Here is an 18,255-nt window from a genome sequence, read left to right as displayed (position 1 = left end):
CAGGACGTTGATAGGCTGGGTGTGGAAGTGCAGTAATGCATTAAGCTAACCAGTACTAATTGCCCGTACGGCTTGTCCCTATAACCTTGCCGGTTATACGCATTTACTCGATGATGAGTTACCCAACCAATTACTTCTTCCGGATTGCAGTCACACGCCACAGCGTGTGACGCGACAAGTCAAAGCCTGATGACCATAGCAAGTCGGTCCCACCCCTTCCCATCCCGAACAGGACCGTGAAACGACTCTGCGCCGATGATAGTGCTGCAACCAGTGTGAAAGTAGGTTATCGTCAGGCTAGTTATATAGAAAAGCCCGCTCAGTGATCTGAGCGGGCTTTTTGTTTTACTGCCGGCTGATATTCATGCGCTGCGTGTGCGTCCAGTTATGGTCCGACGCGCTGACGGCCGATGCATACGTGCGGTACGTCTGTCCTTCACCCGGCCACGGATTCATGATGTACACGTAATTCACGCCGTTATACGTTTCATAGCCGCGTCCCACCATGATGTGGCCGCCGCCGCCGGTCCAGCCGTAACGGATCACGAATGGGCGGTTGGCATTGATGTCCGCCACCACGGTATTCCACGACAGGTAGTTATTGATGGCGGTATTCGGCACGCCCCAATTCGACAGGATGTTTTGCACACTGCCCGGCGTGCCATACATGGAATTCGGCTGGTTGGCAGGGCTGTACCAGTCAAACGTGGTATTGCCGCATGCGTAATTGAGACCATACGCCCAGTTCACGATCTGGCACTGGCTCGGATAATTCGCCCAGTAATAGCTGAGGATCGCTTTGCTGGATCCGGCCCAGCACCACTGGCTGTGTTCTTGCGTCGTCAGCGGTACGGACAGCGTGCGCCATTGCGCCATGGCCATCGGCATGGCCAGCGCCAGGGCGGCGCCGATTGCGAGGTTCTTCAGTTTCATAAGTTCTCCCGATCAGTGGAACGCATCCAGGTTGGCTTTGACAGCTGCGCGCAATGGCTGCAGCACTTCGGACGCTTCCATCAGCGACGTATCTCCCTGGCCCGACTTCATCGCGCGCGCTTGCAGCAGCAGCGATTCGCGCGCTGAATGCAATGGCGCATAACGCGGGTGGCTTCCGCCCGACACTTCCAGGAAGTCGGCGCGGGCCTGGTAAATACGGATGAAACGCAGGTTGCTGCGCGCTGCATTGCCGTGATGGGACGTCAGCGCTTCCACATCTTTAGCCAGGATGGCGCCGCCATAAGCGACGGTTTCATAGCGGCCGTTGACTTGTTCGACGCTCGCCAGTCCCACCGGCTTGCCTCGCACGGAGACAATGAAACGCCACTCGCCGGTCGGCTTGGCCATGGCCTGCAAATCCGTGCGGCCCGCAACGATATCTTTGGCTTCCACGGTATGGACAGGAAAACCATAGCTGATCACGGCATCTTTCAAGTCTTGCATATCGTTGATATCAAGCGGGAAATCAGCCGGAGCAATCCCTGGCCGCGTGCGCATCTGGTACGCGGCAAATTGCGCGAAATCGCGCTGTGCGGCAGCTTGCGCGGAAATGCCATCTTTGGCGGCAACGGCAGTAGCGTTTTGCGCCATGGCCGGTACGCCGGCGAAGCCCAATATCGTGTACAGGGCTAATGGCGCCAGCAATGCGCGCCGGGTGAAACGTGGGTGCTGCATAGGTGCGTCTCCTTTTTTAGGGTGCACGAAGCCTACACCGCAAAAGCGGCGTTAAAGCAGTCGTGATCATGGTTCGGGGGCTGCGCGCACAGGACGTACGCACAGCGGATGCCCCCTCTGTTCCGGACCTGAGAGATTCGCGGGCGGTAGCGCCGCTTGCTCCTTCGGTGCGCCAGGCCAGGTAGGGCCGGGCGGCTCTTCAGAGTTTGATCAGCTTAGCCGGTTCGTGGGCCTGAGAGTTTCCGGGGCGGTTGCTCCTTCGGCGCCGGTTCTGGTGGACCGGGCTCTCCCGACTATGCTGCAACCGGCCATGCAACTTGCCGATTACTTAATTCAGCATAGCCCAGGCAATGCAAATGATTCAATTGTGCGCAAGTGATACGTTGTTTCTGTATTGCTCGCAAAGAAAGAATGGTTTTTTCGACAAAAAAGTACAAATTTAGACAAGTGCACACTTTTCGTCGTAATTTCCGATTTTTTTGATTAGGTCTGTAACGCTTCGGTATTGTGTTGCCACGAGGTAGCCGCCGCTACCCAATACAACAACGGAGAGATTATGGCAATTCGCAAGACCCTGATTGCAGCAGCAATTGTTTCGATCGCAGGCACCGCATTCGCCGCCCCGATGATGGGCAATCCAGTTTCGATGTCCAAGCAAGACAATGACCGCCTGGTCAGCACGCTGAATGGCGAGCGCGGCAAGCATGGTCTGGACGCTGACCACGGCTACGCCCTGGGCAGCCAGCACCCAGGCGCGAATGGCCACGCCATCAACCGCGTGCACCACACCTACAAAGGCGTGCGCATCTTTGAATCGGAATCGGTTGTTGTAACCGACAAAAACGGTGCGATCGTCAGCGAAGCTGCGACCGACCGCCGCGGCAGCCTGTCCGCCAAGCGCTTCGACGTCAAGCCTACCCTGTCCGGCAACGACGCCATCGCCAAGGCCATGAAGTCGCTGCCATCGACCGCAGCGCACATCGACCCGCCATCGGCTGAACTGATCATCTACCCAGTCATGAAAACTGTGCGTGTTGCCGGCGCCGAGAACAAGGCAGAAGCCGACCTGAACGCGCTGGACGTCCAAGACGTGGTAGACAGCTACCAGCTGGCCTACCTGGTGAAAACCCGCATGAGCAAGGGGCAGGAAGCTGTCTTCCACAACACCATCGTGAACGCCAAGGATGGCAGCCTGATGGACCAGTGGAACATGGTGCAGAGCATCGTCGGCACCGGCCACAGCCAGTACAACGGTGACGTGCCGATCCAGACCACGCTGGTTGGCACCACTTACCAGATGCTCGATTCGACCCGCGGCACCGGCGGCCAGTTCGGCGGCATGGCCATCACCAACGCCAACCACGCATCGACGTCCAACCCAACCCCGGGCGTGATCTACACCAACAGCACCAACGTATGGGGCGATGGCAAGAATTACATCAGTGGCGGCAGCACCACCAACGCCAACGGCCAGACCGCAGCAGTGAATGCACTGTGGGGCTTGCAAAACACCTACGACACGATGAACAACGTGCTGGGCTGGAAGTCGCTGGACGGTAACAACACCGCGACTTACATCGCCGTTCACGTGGGCACCGCTTACGACAACGCCTTCTACACCGACACTTGCAAGTGCATGTACATCGGCGACGGCTCGTCGTTCTACAGCCTGGGTTCGATCGACGTGATCGGCCACGAAATGGGCCACGGCGTCACCGCCGCAACGTCCAACCTGACCTACCGTGGCGAATCGGGCGGCCTGAATGAATCGGCGTCCGACATCAACGGTGAAGCAGTGGAAGCCTATGCCCGCAACGGCGGCACCGGCACCGTCATCAACGCCGGCAACGACTGGATGATGGGCAAGGAAATCTCGAAGACCGGCACCCCGCTGCGCTGGATGTACAAGCCAAGCAAGGATGGCTCGTCGCTGGATGCATGGAGCACGTCGCTGAAGCGCCTGGATCCACACTATTCGAGCGGCCCGAACAACCGCATGTTCTACTTCCTGGCCATGGGTTCCAGCGCCACCACCACCAGCGATTACTACTCGAAGTACCTGGTGCAGGCGCCGAAGAACATGACCGGTATCGGCATCGACAAGGCATACCGCATCTGGTTCAAGGCCAACACCACCAAGCTGACTTCCGGCTCGACCTATGCTGACGCACGTGCAGCCGTGATCGCCGCCGCGCAGGAACTGTATGGCGTGGGCAGCAAGGAAGCCAAGGCGGCACAACGCGCCTACGCTGCCATTAACGTGGGCGCCGACATCGCTGAATAATCAGCGCTCACAAAATAAAAACCTCCGCAGGCTTGCGCTTGCGGAGGTTTTATTTTTTATGGGTGCCGGGTCTGCAGGCCGGGCATCCACATTATTCAACAAGAATCAGAAACGGTAAGTCAGGCGCACTACCCCGAAATCCACACCGCTGTTCGGTTTCTTGATGCCGCCATTGGAAAAGTGCTGGTATTTGGCGGTGACTTCCCAATTCCTGTTGAAGACATAGCCAACGCCAACGTGATCGCCGAACTGGAAATCCGTCGACAGCTTGTCATCGTTGTTGTCATATTTCTTCGACAGCAGGTGGGCGCCGATACCGGCTTCCGCATAAAACCCCTGGCCATCATCGCGCTGGAAACGGAACACGGGCGTCAGGCCCACGTCCATCAAGTTCTGGTGCGCGCCGGGGATATTGCGGGCCTGGGTGCCGCGCCACGCGCCGGCGCTGACATCCCAGTAGGCACGGACACTGGTGCCGTTGGATTGGAACCAGCGGTCATTCCAGTCGGAAGTGACGCCGGCGCGCACCATGCGGACTTTTGATCCGGTGCCGAATTCCGTATAAACAGTATTGATGTCTGGCGCTGCTTGCGCGGATTGCATGGCCAGCATGGCGCTTGCAATCGCGATCATTTTGAATGTGTGCATAGGCTCTTTCATAGTCGATGCCATATCTCGAGTTATATAGCATTCCACAATTGTAGCGACATTCACAAAATCGAGCCGGAGAGGCTAAGATGATTGTATCGATTTTAATCCTGCTCGGAGTCACTAAATGCAAATCACTTTTCTCGGCATCGGTTTAATGGGGGAACCCATGGTGCGGCGCCTGCTCAATGCCGGTTACGCCGTCACCGTGTGGAACCGTACGGCCAGCAAAGCTGAACCGCTCGCTGAATTTGGCGCGATGCCGGTGGCGGACCTGGGCGATGCCGTGTCGTCAGCCGATATCGTGATTTCCATGCTGGAGGCGGGACCGGTAGTCGGCCTGGTGATCGATGCGGCGCTGCCATCGCTGCGGTCCAATGCGCTGTGGATCGACATGAGTTCCACGCGCCAGTCGGAAGCGCAAGCGTTTCACCGCAGTTTGACGGCGGCCGGCTGCCGCTTTATCGATGCGCCGGTGTCGGGCGGTGTTGGTGGTGCGCAGGCGGGCACGCTGGCCATCATGGCGGGCGGCAGTGAAGACGATTACGTGCAGGCGCAGCCAGTGTTTGCCGCCATGGGCCGTTCCACGCGCGTGGGGCCGGCCGGTGCGGGGCAGGTGTCGAAACTGTGTAATCAGCTGATCGTGGGCGGCACCATCAATATCGTGGCGGAAGCGCTGTTATTGGCGCAGGCCGCAGGCGCCGATCCTGCCGCCGTGCGCGATGCGATCCGAGGCGGCTTCGCGGAAAGCCGCGTGCTGGAAGTGCACGGCTTGCGTATGCTGGAACGGAACTTCATGCCGGGCGGGCAGGTCAAGACGCAGTTGAAAGACCAGCACAATATCCTGGCGGCCGCCGCCGATGCCGGGGTGGAATTGCCGGTCACGGACCTGGTGACGCAGCGCTATGAATCGATAGTGAATGCGTTCCCGCATGCGGACCATTCGGCAGCGCTGCTGGCGCTGGAACAGTTGAATACGGGCCACCGCGTAGGCAGCGGCCCAGACCAGTTACCGTAACCAGGCCCTACCTTGGCAGCGCCGCTTCCACCAGCTTGACCCAGAAGCTGGCGCCGATCGGCAGCAAGTTATCGTTGAAGTCATAGCTGCCGTTATGCAGCACGCACGGGCCCAGCCCGTGCCCGCCGTCGCGGTGTTCGCCATCGCCATTGCCGATAAAGATGTAGCAGCCCGGCTTTTCTTGCAGGAAGAAGGCGAAATCTTCCGCGCCCATCGTGGGCTCAACTTTATCGTTGACCTTGTCTTCGCCCACCATGGCTTTCATGACTTCCACGGCAAAGCGGGTTTCTTTCGCATGGTTGACCAGCGGCGGGTAATTGCGGCGGAACGTGAAGTCCACTTCCGCGCCAAAGCCGGCGGCAATGCCCTCGGCCAGCGCGCGCATGCGGCTTTCAATCATATCCAGCACCGGCATCGTGAACGTGCGCACGGTGCCGATCAGCTTGGCGTCGTCAGGAATTACATTGGTGGCGCTGCCCGCATGGATTTGCGTAATCGACAACACGGCGGTATCCAGCGGGCTCTTGTTGCGGCTGATGATGGTTTGCCAAGCTTGTGCAATTTGCACGGCAATCATGACGGGATCGATGCCGTTATGCGGTTGCGCGGCATGGGCGCCTTTGCCCCGCACCGTGACGTGGAATTCATTACTGGAAGCCATCATCGGTCCTTCCGTCACGCTCAGCGTGCCGGCGGCTTCGCCCGGCCAGTTGTGCATGCCGTAAATCGCATCCATCGGGCACTGCTCGAACAAGCCATCGTTGATCATGGCCCGCGCCCCGGCGCCGCCTTCTTCGGCCGGCTGGAATACGAGGTACACGGTGCCATCGAAGTTGCGGTGTTTGGCCAGGTAGCGCGCAGCGCCCAGCAGCATGGCCGTGTGGCCGTCATGGCCGCAGCCGTGCATCTTGCCCGGGTGGCGCGACGCATGGGGGAAGGTATTCACTTCCTGCATCGGCAGCGCATCCATGTCGGCCCGCAAGCCGATGGCACGGCCGGACGAACCGTTTTTAATGATGCCGACCACGCCCGTGGTGCCCATGCCGCGGATGACGGGAATGCCCCATTCGGCCAGCTTGTCCGCTACCACGTCGGACGTGCGCTGTTCTTCATAGCAAAGTTCAGGGTGCGCGTGGATATCGCGCCGGATTTGTTGCAGTTCGGATTGAAATGCAATGATGGGTTCTACAAGTTTCATCTGCCAGGTCTCCGCGTCTGTTGCTCTGGCGGCGGGATCCCCGGCACACCAGTTGCTGTATCGGCATTGTAGCCTTGGCAGCGCCGGATGGGCAGCCTGAGCGCACTGCGGAAATGGTTTACGATGGCGGTTTCAAGTCAGTATTTCAGGGAATTCCATGACCACCACCCATGTCCGTGCCGCCTGCCCGCACGATTGTCCCGATACGTGCGCGCTGATCGTTACCGTCGAAAACGGCGTCGCAACGGAAGTGAAAGGCGACCCCGATCACCCGCCCACCGCCGGCGTGCTGTGCACCAAGGTGGCCCGCTATGCGGAGCGCACATACCACCCGGACCGTCTATTGCACCCGCTGCGCCGCGTCGGCAAGAAGGGGGAAGGCAAGTTTGAGCGCATCAGCTGGGATGAAGCGCTCGACACCATTGCCGCCAAATTGAAGCCGATAGCCGCGCGCGATCCGCAAGCCATCCTGCCCTACAGCTATGCGGGCACCATGGGCCTGGTGCAGGGTGAATCCATGGCGCAGCGTTTCTTCCACCAATTGGGTGCATCGCTGCTGGACCGCACGATTTGCGCGACGGCCGGCGCCACCGGCTACCGCTATACGGTGGGCGCATCGATTGGTACGGATCTCGAACAATTCCAGGATGCCAAACTGATCATCATCTGGGGCGGCAACCCGATTGCATCGAATTTGCACTTCTGGACCCGCGCGCAGGCCGCCAAACGCAATGGCGCGAAACTGATCGCCATCGACCCGTACCGCTCGCTGACGGCGGAAAAATGCCACCAGCACATCGCACCGCTGCCCGGCACGGATGCGGCGCTGGCGCTGGGCCTCATGCACGTGCTGGTTGCGGAAGATTTGCTTGACCACGAATACATTGCCGATTACACCTTGGGCTACGAAGAACTAAAGCAGCGTGTGGCGGAATGGACGCCGGTGCGCGTAGCGCAAACTTGCGGCATTACCGAAGATGAAGTGGTGCAGCTGGCGCGCCTGTACGGCGGCATGGCGAAAGCCGGCGAACCTGTCGCTATCCGCGTCAATTACGGCGTGCAGCGCGTAAAGGGCGGCGGCATGTCGGTGCGTAACATCGCGTGCCTGCCCGCGCTGGTGGGCGCGTGGCGCCATCCTGCCGGCGGCGTGCAACTGTCGTCGTCCGGTTCGTTCCCGACCAATAAGCCGAAGCTGCAGCGTCCGGATTTGCTGGCAGGCCGCACGCCGCGCACCATCAATATGTCGACCATAGGCGACGACTTGTTAAAGCCATCGTCGCCGGAGTTCGGTCCGCAAATCGAGGCGGTCATTGTCTACAACTCCAACCCGGTGGCCGTGGCGCCGGAATCGCCGAAAGTCGCCCAAGGCTTTGCCCGCGAAGATTTATTTACCGTGGTGCTGGAACACTTCCAGACCGATACCGCCGATTACGCTGACATCGTGCTGCCTGCCACCACGCAGCTGGAACACGTCGATACGCACACCTCGTATGGCCACCTGTACATGATGGCAAACAATGCCGCCATTGCGCCGATGGGCGAAGCCAAGCCGAATACGGAAATCTTCCGCCTGCTGGCCGCGCGCATGGGCATGGATGACGCGTGCTTCAAGGAGTCCGACGATGAACTGGCGGCGCAGGCATTCAATGCGCAAGACGCGCGCGCCATCCACTTCGACTGGGAATCGCTGAAGCGCAATGGCTGGCAAAAGCTCAACATGCCGGCCGCACCATTTGCGCTGGGCGGCTTCCCCACGCCATCGGGCAAATGCGAGTTTTATTCCGCCGCCATGCAAGCCGACGGCCTCGATCCGCTGCCAACGTATATCGCGCCATACGAGTCGGTGGCCAGCAATCCGGAACTGGCAAAACGCTATCCGCTTGCCATGATTTCACCACCGGCGCGCAACTTCCTGAACTCCACCTTTGTCAATGTGTCCAGCCTGCGCGCGACGGAAGGCGAGCCGCATCTGGACATTCATCCAACAGACGCCGCAGCACGCGGTATCGGGCACGGTGACATGGTGCGCATATACAACGATCGCGGCAGTTTTTCGTGCAAGGCCCGTGTGACGGATAAAGCCCGTGCCGGCCTAGTGGTGGGGCTGTCGATCTGGTGGAAAAAGCTGGCCGGAGATGGCAAGAACGCCAATGAAGTCACCAGCCAGCGCCTCACAGACATGGGCCGTGCGCCGACTTTTTACGATACACTGGTTCAGGTAGAAAGATATACCGCCTGAGATGCCAAAACCTGGCCAGGACGGTCCCTCGAAGGTGAGAAATGCGCAAAGTTGCCCGCCAATTAAAGCGCGCCAGATTCTGGCTGGCGGCGGGCGCGTGCGCACTGATGCTCGCGGGTTGTGCACAGTTCAAGTATTACTTCCAGGCGGCCCAGGGCCAGTACGCGCTCTGGTCCGACGCCCGGCCCATTGAAGACTGGCTGGGCGATCCCACCACCGATCCCAAACTCAAGGCGCGCCTGGAAAAGGCGCTGCTGATCCGCCGCTTCGCCGTCAAGGAATTGGGCTTGCCGGACAATGCCAGCTACAAGAATTACGCAGCGCTGAAACGCCCCTACGTGCTGTGGAACGTCGTGGCCACGCCGGAATTGTCGCTGCGTCCCATCCAGTGGTGTTTCCCGATTGCCGGCTGCGTCAGCTACCGCGGCTATTACAGCAAGGAAGATGCGGAAAGCTACGCCGATGAATTGCGCAAGGAAGGCAATGACGTGCAAGTGGGCGGCGTGCCTGCGTATTCGACCTTAGGCTGGTTCAGCGACCCGCTGCTGTCTTCCTTCATCAATTATTCGGACGTGGAATTGGCGCGCATGGTGTTCCATGAACTGGCGCACCAGGTCGTGTATGCGGAAGGCGATTCCCGTTTCAATGAAGCGTTTGCGTCGGCCGTGGAAGAAGCGGGCGTGCAAAAGTGGCTGGAAATGTATGGCAATGAAGCCATGCGCGAAGGCTACCTGCGCTACAACGCGCGGCGCCAGGATTTTATGGAGCTGCTGGTCAAGCACCGCCAAATGCTGGCCGACAATTACGCACGCAAAGTCAGCGACAAGAAAAAGCGCGAAGAAAAGGCGCGCATCTTTGCGTCGTTGAAATCGCAATACCAGGAGTTGCGCAATGGCGCATGGGGAGGCTATGCCGGCTATGACAGGTATTTCGCCGAACATTTAAACAATGCCCACCTTGCCTCAGTTGCAACCTATAATGATTTCCTGCCCGGGTTCCGTGCCCTGCTGGCGCAGGAAAAAACCTTCCCGCGCTTCTATGCTGCAGTGCAGCGCATGAAAAACCTGAGCCAGGCCGAGCGTCAAGCCCAGCTGTTGCAACTGGCCCAGCCTCAACCGCCAGCGGCTGATACCGTGGCTACGCAATCGATAGCTTTGCCTGTGCAGTAACGACGCAGTAGGGCTTGCTGCAAAGCAGCAATAGCCATACGGCGGCAAGCGTTGGTTTTCTCGTAGAGGGGGCGTTCAAAAAATACAAAACTGCTTGCATACCGGGCGGCAGCCCGATAGCATCATCATAGTATTTGTGTACGAGCGTACTATTTTTCGTTTGCAGCAGTTTCCACCGCCGGCACTGTGCGCCGCGCGCCACATATAAAAATGACTGAGAGACGAGGCACAGGATGGAAAAAATTTGGCTGAAGTCCTATCCCCCCGGCGTTCCCGCGGAGATCGATCCAGACCAATACCGGTCGCTGGTACACCTGCTGGAAGAGTCGTTCCAGAAATACGCCAACCGCAATGCCTACGTGTGCATGGACAAGTATTTGACCTATGCGGACGTGGACAAGATGTCGCGCCAGCTGGGCGCATGGCTGCAAAGCCGTGGCCTGAAAAAAGGCGCGCGCGTGGCCATCATGATGCCGAATGTCTTGCAATACCCGGTCGCCATTGCCGCCATCCTGCGCGCCGGCTACACGGTGGTCAACGTCAATCCCCTGTATACGCCGCGCGAACTGGAACACCAGCTCAATGACTCCGGTGCGGAAGCCATCATCATCCTGGAAAACTTTGCCACCACGCTGGAGCAAGTCTTAACGCGTACCAAGGTCAAGCACATCGTCGTGGCCAGCATGGGTGAAATGCTGGGCGGCTTGAAAGGCATGATCGTCAACTTCGTCGTGCGCAATGTGAAGAAAATGGTGCCGGCGTTTTCGCTGCCCAATGCCGTGCGCTTCAAATCCGCGCTGTCGCAGGGCGCCGGCATGAAGTTGACGCCAGTGGATTTGAAAGCCACTGACGTGGCCTTCCTGCAATACACGGGCGGCACTACGGGTGTCTCCAAAGGCGCGACGCTGACGCACCGGAACATCGTGGCCAACTTGCTGCAAAACGAAGCATGGGCCCAGCCAGGCTTGCAAAAGCCGCCGCAAGTGGAACAGCTCACTATCGTCTGCGCACTGCCGCTGTACCACATCTTTGCGCTGACCGCGTGCGCCATGTGGGGCACGCGCATGGGCGCGCTGAATATCCTGATCCCGAATCCGCGCGATATCGGCGGCTTCATCAAGGAACTGTCCAAGTACAAGTTCAGCATGCTGCCGGCCGTGAATACGCTGTATAACGGGCTGGTCAACCATCCTGAATTTGCCAAGCTGGATTTCTCCGGCCTCAAGATTTGCAATGGCGGCGGCATGGCGGTGCAGCAAGCCGTCAACGACAAATGGCTCAAGGCGACGGGCGTGCCCATCATCGAAGGCTACGGCTTGTCGGAAACGTCGCCAACGGCCACGTGCAACCGAGGCGACACGACGGAATTCACCGCCACCATCGGCTTGCCGGTCTGCTCGACGGAAATCGCTATTCTCGACGACGATGGCAAGGAAGTGCCGCTGGGCCAGCCAGGTGAAATCGCGATCCGCGGTCCGCAAGTGATGGCCGGCTATTGGCAGCGCCCGGAAGAAACCGCGAAAGTCATGACGCCGGACGGCTACTTCAAGTCGGGCGACGTGGGCGTCATGGATGCGCGGGGCTACGTAAAAATCGTCGACCGCAAGAAAGACATGGTGCTGGTGTCCGGCTTCAACGTGTACCCGAATGAAGTGGAAGGCGTGGTGGCGTCGCATCCGGGCGTGCTGGAATGCGCGTGCATCGGCGTGCCGGACGAGCACTCGGGTGAAGCCGTCAAAGTATTCGTCGTGCGCAAAGACCCGAACTTGACGGTGGATGCGCTGATGGCGTTTTGCAAGGACAACCTGACCGGCTACAAGAAGCCGAAATACATAGAATTCCGCGATGAATTGCCGAAGACGAACGTCGGCAAGATTCTGCGACGCGCCCTGCGAGACGAGGGCGAAAAGAAAAAAGCGGCTTGACCGCACTCTACATTACACATCACACGAGGCTATAGATGGAAAAGATCTGGTTGAAGTCCTATCCCGAAGGCGTGCCGGCGGAGATCGACAACACGCAGTACAGCTCAGTAACCCAATTGCTGGAAGAATCTTTCCGTAACTATGCCGACCGTGATGCGTATGCCTGCATGGACAAGAAGCTGACGTACCGCGACGTTGACACGCTGTCGCAGCACGTCGGCGCGTGGCTGCAAAACAAGGGCCTGCAAAAAGGTGCGCGCGTGGCCATCATGCTGCCGAACGTGCTGCAATATCCGGTTGCCATGGCGGGCATCATGCGCGCCGGTTATGTGGTGGTGAACGTCAATCCGCTGTACACGCCACGCGAACTGGCGCACCAGTTGAACGACTCCGGCGCGGAAGCCATCATCGTGCTGGAAAACTTTGCCACCACGGTGCAGCAAGTGGTGGGCCAGACCAAGGTCAAACACGTGATCGTCGGCAGCATGGGCGATTTGCTGGGCGGCTTGAAAGGCATGATCGTCAACTTCGTCGTGCGCAACGTGAAGAAGATGGTGCCGGCGTATTCGTTGCCGAAGTCCGTGTCGTTCAAGCAAGTGCTGGCCGAAGGCGCGCGCCTGAAGCTGAAACCCGTGAAGCAGTCGCACGACGATATCGCGTTCCTGCAATACACGGGTGGTACGACGGGCGTATCGAAAGGCGCCGTGCTGCTGCACAAGAACATCATCTCCAACGTGCTGCAAAACGAAGCGTGGCTGCAATTCAAGCCGACCAGCGAGCAAATGGTGTTCGTGGGCGCACTGCCGCTGTACCACATTTATTCGCTGACGATTTCGTGCTTCATGAGCATGCGGATTGGCGGTTTGAACGTGCTGATCCCGAATCCGCGCGACATCCCTGGCTTCGTGAAGGAATTGGCGAAATACCGCGTGTCCGTATTCCCGGCCGTGAATACGCTGTACAACGCGCTGCTGAACAATGCGGAATTCGCCAAGCTGGACTTCTCCACCTACAAGATTTGCAATGGCGGCGGCATGGCCGTGCAACAAGCCGTGGCGGACCGCTGGCTGAAATTGACTGGCACGCCGATCATCGAAGGCTACGGCTTGTCTGAAACATCGCCGGTGGCCACGGCCAACCGTGTCGACATCAAGGAATTCACGGGCACCATTGGTGTGCCGATTCCTTCGACGGAAGTGCAAATCCTGGACGACGATGGCAACGTGCTGCCGATCGGCGCCACTGGTGAAATCGCCATTCGCGGGCCGCAGGTGATGGCCGGCTACTGGAACCGTCCGGAAGAAACCGCGAAGTCGATGACGGCCGATGGCTTCTTTAAAACGGGCGACGTGGGCATCATGGATGAACGGGGCTATACCCGCATTGTCGACCGCAAGAAAGACATGATCCTCGTGTCGGGCTTCAACGTGTATCCCAACGAAGTGGAAAACGTCGTGGCGTCGCATCCTGGGGTGCTGGAAGTGGCGTGCATCGGCGTGCCAGACAAGAATTCCGGTGAAGCCGTGAAACTGTTCGTCGTGCGTAAAGACCCGAACCTGACGGCGGAAGCGCTGCAGGAATTCTGCAAGCATGAATTGACCGCTTACAAGAAGCCAAAATACATCGAATTCCGCGACGAACTGCCGAAGACCAACGTCGGCAAGATCTTGCGCCGCGAATTGCGCGATGAAAAGCCGAAGGCGAAAGAAGCCGCGTAAGATTAACAGCTTGCCTGCTGAAACGGCGTCGTGTGTGGTGCACGGCGCCGTTTTTTTATTCAGCCGCCTGGCGGCAACGCCAGCGATGCCTGGCCAAAATAATATTTCCAGCCCTGCGGCGTGCGCACATAGGTGTCGCTGAACCACAGCACCTTGTCGATGGCGCCGCCGTTTGCGAATGTTCCCTTGATCCACAGCTTGGCCGTCACCACGGCTGTGTCGCCGAGCACGCGCACCTGGCGCGACTGGTCGATGACTTCCTGGTGTTCGTAGCGCACCGTTTGCTTGATGGCTTCATCGAGCAGCGCGGCTTTGCGCGTCACCACGCCTTTGCCGTTCACCAGTGTGAAGTCGTCATGGACGATGCGGGCCATGGTGTCGGCATCGTTGCGTTTGACGGCGTCCTGGTAAGCGATATCGAGCGCGGCGACTGTGTCGGCGTCGCTTGGGGCGGCATGGGCGAAGCCCAGTTGCAGCGCCAGCAGCGCGGTGGCCAGTCTGGTTTTCATTCGAGTCTCCTGTGGGATGGCAATGGCGTCATCGTATGGAATAATTGGCCTTGCTGACAGAGCCAATTATTAAAAATCCGGGGAGCCAATTTGCTGAGCGAACAAATTGCCGCGCAATTGCAGCGTGACGGACCAGCACCGCTGGCAGAGCAAGTCTACGGCGCCATGCGAACGCTGGTGCTGGCCGCCGTGCTGAAGCCGGGACAGCGCTTGCCGCCGTCGCGCCAGCTGGCGCAAGACCTCGATGTGTCGCGCAATACCATCCTGGCCGCGTACGCGCGGCTGGCCGATGAAGGGTATCTGGCGGGGCGGGTGGGGGCGGGCAGCTATGTCGCAGAGACGTTGCCGGAAGCGCGGCTGCATGCGAAGCCCGGGACAGTGGCGCGGGAACTTGCCGGGCCAGTTGGCGGCACGCTGTCGCAGCGCGCCCACGCCGTGCTGGGGGAAGCCGTGATTGCGGATGGCGCGGCATTTGCGCCGTGCGTGCCGGATTTGTCGCATTTTCCTTTTCAGGTCTGGCAGCGGCTATTATCCCGCGCGTGGCGCGACGTGCGCATGGCGGACGTGCGCTATGCGTCGCCGGGCGGCTTGCCCGCACTGCGCGCCGCCATTGCCAGCCACGTGCAACTGGCGCGCCAGGTGCGCTGCACGCCGGAACAGGTGGTGGTGGTCAATGGCGCCCAGCATGGCCTGGATTTATGCGCGCGGCTGCTGGCCGATCATGGCGAACGCGCGTGGGTGGAAGATCCCGGTTATCCGGGCGCGCGCCGCATGTTCCGCGCGGCGGGATTGGAACTGGCGCCCATTCCCGTCGATGACGAAGGCTTGGCGCCGCAAGAGCGCCACTGGCGCAAGCCGCCCCGCCTCGTGTACATCACGCCGTCGCACCAGTTTCCCACGGGCGCCGTCATGAGCCTGCAGCGCCGCCGCGCATTGCTGGAAGCGGCGGCCGCTTGCGGTGCATGGATTATCGAAGATGACTACGACGGCGAATTCCGCTTCGAAGGACGGCCCATCGCTTCGCTGCAGGGCATAGACCGTGGCGGGCGCGTTGTCTACCTGGGCACATTCAGCAAGGCCATGTTCCCCGGGCTGCGGCTGGGTTACCTGGTCTTGCCGGAAAGCGTGGCGGCGCGTTTTACCGAAGCGGCCAGCCGGCTGTCATTTGAAGGGCGCCAGGTCACGCATGCGGCGCTGGCGGCGTTCATGCAAGAGGGCCATTTCGCCGCGTACATACGGCGCATGCGTTTGCTGTATGCGCAGCGGCGCGCGCTGTTTGCGCATGTGTGGCAAGAAGAACTGCGTGAACTGGCGCCGCTGGCGGGAACCGATGCGGGCATGCATGTGATTGCCCGCCTGCCCGATGGCATGGATGAGACGGTCAGCCGCCTCGCGCAGCAGCACGGCATTGCTGCACAGGCGCTGTCCGGTTTTTATCTGGGCCGGCCAGACCGCTATGGGCTGGTGCTGGGCTATGGCGCCGTGGATGAAGAAGCGATACGGCGCGAAGGGAAAGCGCTGGCGCGGCTGGTAAAAGGCGCGCTGGCATAACGCACTACGCAACTTCTGCTTCCTCTTCCCCTTTGGCTTGCTGGCGCGCCCACATTTGCGCATATAAGCCATCGGCGGCCAGCAGCGACTGGTGCGTGCCCCGCTCGACAATGCGGCCATGATCGAGCACGATGATTTGCTGCGCTTCCACCACGGTGGACAGGCGGTGGGCAATGACCATCGTCGTGCGGTTCCTGGCGATCTCTTTCAATTGCGCCTGGATTGCCTGTTCCGCCTTGGAATCCAGCGCGGACGTCGCTTCATCGAAAATCAGGATCGCGGGATTTTTCAACAAGGTGCGCGCAATCGCCACGCGCTGCTTTTCGCCGCCCGACAATTTCAAGCCGCGCTCGCCCACTACCGTCGCATAGCCGTCCGGCAGGCTGGCAATGAAGTCGTGGATCGAAGCCGCGCGGGCTGCCGCCACGATATCGTCTTTGGTGGCGCCAGGCTTGCCATAGCCAATGTTGTATTCAATGGTGTCATTGAACAGCACCGTATCTTGCGGCACGATGCCGATCGCATGGCGCAGCGAGTTTTGCGTAACGGCGCGGATGTCCTGGCCATCGATCGTGATGGCGCCCGCGCCCACTTCGTAGAAGCGGTACAGCAGGCGTGACAGCGTGGATTTGCCGGAACCGCTGTGGCCGACAACTGCCGTCGTGGTGCCGGCTGCAATCGTGAAGTCCACGTCAAACAGGATTTGCCGCTTCGGCTCATAGCTGAAGTCCACGTGCGAGAAATGCACTTGCGCGCCATGCGTTACCAGCGGCTTCGCATCCGGCGCATCGTCCACTTCGCGGTTCTGGTCCAGCAAGCCAAACAGGCGCTCCATATCGGCCAGGCTTTGCTTGATTTCACGGTAAATCACGCCGAGGAAGTTCAGCGGAATATACAACTGGATCATGAATGCATTGACCAGCACCAGGTCGCCCAGGGTCATCTTGCCATCGATGACGCCTTGCGTCGCGCGCCACAGGATCAAGGTGACGGCGGTGGCAATGATCATCGACTGGCCCGTGTTCAGGAACGACAGCGACGTTTGCGATTTGACGGCCGCTGCCTCGTAGCGCTGCAAGCCTTCGTCATAGCGCTGCGCTTCGTAATCTTCATTGCCGAAGTATTTGACGGTTTCATAATTGATCAGCGAATCAATGGCCTTGGTATTGGCTTTCGAATCCAGGTCATTCATCGTGCGGCGGAAGTGCGTGCGCCAGTCCGTGACGACCACCGTGAACGTGATGTAGCAGGCCAGCGCGGCAAACGTAATGGCGGTGAACCAGATGTCGTAATGCGTGACGAGGTAGCCCAGCACCAGTGAAATTTCCACCAGGGTTGGCAAGATATTGAACAGCGTGTACGAAATCAGCGACCCCACGCCGCGCGTGCCCCGTTCGATATCGCGCGTCATGCCGCCGGTCTGGCGGTTCAAATGGAAGCGCAGCGACAGCGAATGCAAATGGCGGAACACTTTCAGCGCAATGGTGCGTACGGCGCGCTGCGTGACGCGTGCAAACAGGAATTCGCGCAACTCTGTAAACACGGTGGTCGACAGCCGCAGCAAGCCATACGCCACCAGCGCACCGATGGGCAACACCAGCAGCGCATGCGGATGGCTTGGGGTGACGGTCATGTCGTCCACCAGCTTTTTCAGCACGACGGGTACGCCCACGTTGGCCAGCTTGGCGCCGACCAGCGCCATCAGGGCTGCCAGCACGCGCCATTTGTACACCCATAAATAGGGCAGCAGGGTTTTAATGGTGGCAATATCGCTGCGGGGCGGCTTGCCTGAAGGGTCGGGGGGCAGGGGGACTTGAGACTGGCGGCGCATGGCAGGGCTGGTTCCTGTGGTTTACAATTTCCCTTCAATTGTAGCCCTAGTGAGAAAAAGCCGATGACCACACCCGATATTGCCGCGGAACGCCGCGGACTGCCGCCCGGAAAAATGCCGGAATTGCGCGTGATGCCGGCGCCGGCCGACGCCAACGTCTACGGCGACGTGTTTGGCGGCTGGATCATGGCGCAAGTCGACATTGCCGGTTCGCTGCCGGCCACCCGCCGCGCCAATGGCCGCGTGGCGACGGTTGCCGTGAATTCATTCGTGTTCAAAAATCCCGTATTTATCGGCGATTTGCTGTCGTTTTACGCGGATATCGTCAAAGTCGGCAATACGTCGATCACCGTGAATGTGGAAGTGTATGCAGAGCGCAACCGCCTGCAGGCATCCATCGTCAAGGTCACGGAAGCCACGTTGACGTACGTGGCCACGGGCCCGGACCGCAAGCCGCGCCAGGTGCCGCCGCTGGAAACGTTCCAGTAATTCACTCG

14 protein-coding genes, 2 rRNA genes and 1 riboswitch are annotated in these 18,255 nt (G+C 59.7%); of the genes, 10 read left to right on the top strand and 6 right to left on the bottom strand.

What is annotated here, in order from left to right; genetic code table 11:
• Positions 1 to 80: ribosomal RNA gene (locus GM668_RS04710) — 23S ribosomal RNA — on the top strand; the annotation flags it as partial.
• A gap of 105 nt (positions 81 to 185) precedes the next feature.
• Positions 186 to 298, top strand: a 5S ribosomal RNA gene (gene rrf / locus GM668_RS04705).
• Between the two features lie 47 nt (positions 299 to 345).
• Here the strand turns inward: rrf and GM668_RS04700 are convergent.
• Entirely contained in the window at positions 346 to 933 is a 588-nt protein-coding gene (locus GM668_RS04700; protein ID WP_155437712.1) for a C39 family peptidase, read from the bottom strand.
• A 12-nt stretch (positions 934 to 945) separates the two neighbouring features.
• Positions 946 to 1,668, bottom strand: a complete 723-nt coding sequence (locus GM668_RS04695; protein ID WP_155437711.1) for a hypothetical protein — start codon at positions 1,666 to 1,668, stop codon at positions 946 to 948.
• Between the two features lie 210 nt (positions 1,669 to 1,878).
• Positions 1,879 to 1,970: riboswitch (glycine riboswitch) on the bottom strand.
• A 254-nt stretch (positions 1,971 to 2,224) separates the two neighbouring features.
• Between GM668_RS04695 and GM668_RS04690 the strand changes: the two genes are divergently transcribed.
• Complete coding sequence (locus GM668_RS04690) at positions 2,225 to 3,952, top strand: M4 family metallopeptidase (protein ID WP_155437710.1); 1,728 nt, start codon at positions 2,225 to 2,227, stop codon at positions 3,950 to 3,952.
• 105 nt (positions 3,953 to 4,057) lie between these two features.
• Here the strand turns inward: GM668_RS04690 and GM668_RS04685 are convergent, their stop codons facing one another.
• On the bottom strand, positions 4,058 to 4,600 hold the full coding sequence (locus GM668_RS04685) for an acyloxyacyl hydrolase (protein WP_155437709.1): 543 nt from the start codon (positions 4,598 to 4,600) through the stop codon (positions 4,058 to 4,060).
• Between the two features lie 127 nt (positions 4,601 to 4,727).
• Between GM668_RS04685 and GM668_RS04680 the strand changes: the two genes are divergently transcribed.
• A complete protein-coding gene (locus GM668_RS04680; protein ID WP_155437708.1) occupies positions 4,728 to 5,618 on the top strand; it encodes an NAD(P)-dependent oxidoreductase in 891 nt (296 codons plus the stop codon).
• Between the two features lie 7 nt (positions 5,619 to 5,625).
• Here the strand turns inward: GM668_RS04680 and GM668_RS04675 are convergent, their stop codons facing one another.
• Positions 5,626 to 6,816 (bottom strand): M20 aminoacylase family protein, encoded by a 1,191-nt coding sequence (locus GM668_RS04675; RefSeq protein WP_155437707.1) that lies wholly within the window; start codon positions 6,814 to 6,816, stop codon positions 5,626 to 5,628.
• A 157-nt stretch (positions 6,817 to 6,973) separates the two neighbouring features.
• Between GM668_RS04675 and GM668_RS04670 the strand changes: the two genes are divergently transcribed.
• The 4 genes from GM668_RS04670 to GM668_RS04655 all read left to right on the top strand — a co-directional run bounded on the left by GM668_RS04670 (position 6,974) and on the right by GM668_RS04655 (position 13,867).
• Positions 6,974 to 9,055 (top strand): molybdopterin-containing oxidoreductase family protein, encoded by a 2,082-nt coding sequence (locus tag GM668_RS04670; RefSeq protein WP_155437706.1) that lies wholly within the window; start codon positions 6,974 to 6,976, stop codon positions 9,053 to 9,055.
• Positions 9,056 to 9,096: 41 nt separating this feature from the next.
• Entirely contained in the window at positions 9,097 to 10,224 is a 1,128-nt protein-coding gene (locus GM668_RS04665) for an aminopeptidase (RefSeq protein ID WP_155437705.1), read from the top strand.
• 233 nt (positions 10,225 to 10,457) lie between these two features.
• Positions 10,458 to 12,149: a long-chain fatty acid--CoA ligase gene (locus tag GM668_RS04660; protein ID WP_155437704.1), complete on the top strand. Its 1,692-nt coding sequence runs from the start codon at positions 10,458 to 10,460 to the stop codon at positions 12,147 to 12,149.
• A gap of 35 nt (positions 12,150 to 12,184) precedes the next feature.
• Positions 12,185 to 13,867 (top strand): long-chain-fatty-acid--CoA ligase, encoded by a 1,683-nt coding sequence (locus GM668_RS04655; protein WP_155437703.1) that lies wholly within the window; start codon positions 12,185 to 12,187, stop codon positions 13,865 to 13,867.
• 59 nt (positions 13,868 to 13,926) lie between these two features.
• Here GM668_RS04655 and GM668_RS04650 read toward each other — a convergent pair whose 3' ends face one another.
• Positions 13,927 to 14,376 (bottom strand): nuclear transport factor 2 family protein, encoded by a 450-nt coding sequence (locus GM668_RS04650; RefSeq protein ID WP_155437702.1) that lies wholly within the window; start codon positions 14,374 to 14,376, stop codon positions 13,927 to 13,929.
• Between the two features lie 90 nt (positions 14,377 to 14,466).
• Between GM668_RS04650 and pdxR the strand changes: the two genes are divergently transcribed.
• Entirely contained in the window at positions 14,467 to 15,927 is a 1,461-nt protein-coding gene (gene pdxR / locus GM668_RS04645) for a MocR-like pyridoxine biosynthesis transcription factor PdxR (protein WP_155437701.1), read from the top strand.
• 4 nt (positions 15,928 to 15,931) lie between these two features.
• Here pdxR and GM668_RS04640 read toward each other — a convergent pair whose 3' ends face one another.
• Positions 15,932 to 17,758 carry an ABCB family ABC transporter ATP-binding protein/permease gene (locus GM668_RS04640; RefSeq protein ID WP_155437700.1) on the bottom strand — a complete coding sequence of 609 codons (1,827 nt, stop codon included), beginning with the start codon at positions 17,756 to 17,758 and terminating at the stop codon, positions 15,932 to 15,934.
• A 63-nt stretch (positions 17,759 to 17,821) separates the two neighbouring features.
• On the opposite strand from GM668_RS04640, the gene GM668_RS04635 reads away from it, so the two are divergent.
• Complete coding sequence (locus GM668_RS04635) at positions 17,822 to 18,247, top strand: acyl-CoA thioesterase (protein WP_155437699.1); 426 nt, start codon at positions 17,822 to 17,824, stop codon at positions 18,245 to 18,247.
• Positions 18,248 to 18,255 lie beyond the last annotated feature (8 nt).

The sequence above is a fragment of the Pseudoduganella ginsengisoli genome (assembly GCF_009720865.1).
Taxonomy (GTDB): Bacteria; Pseudomonadota; Gammaproteobacteria; order Burkholderiales; family Burkholderiaceae_D; genus Rugamonas; species Rugamonas ginsengisoli.
The sequence above is the reverse complement of the archived record's forward strand: the minus strand, read 5'-3'. Positions and strand labels throughout refer to the sequence as shown.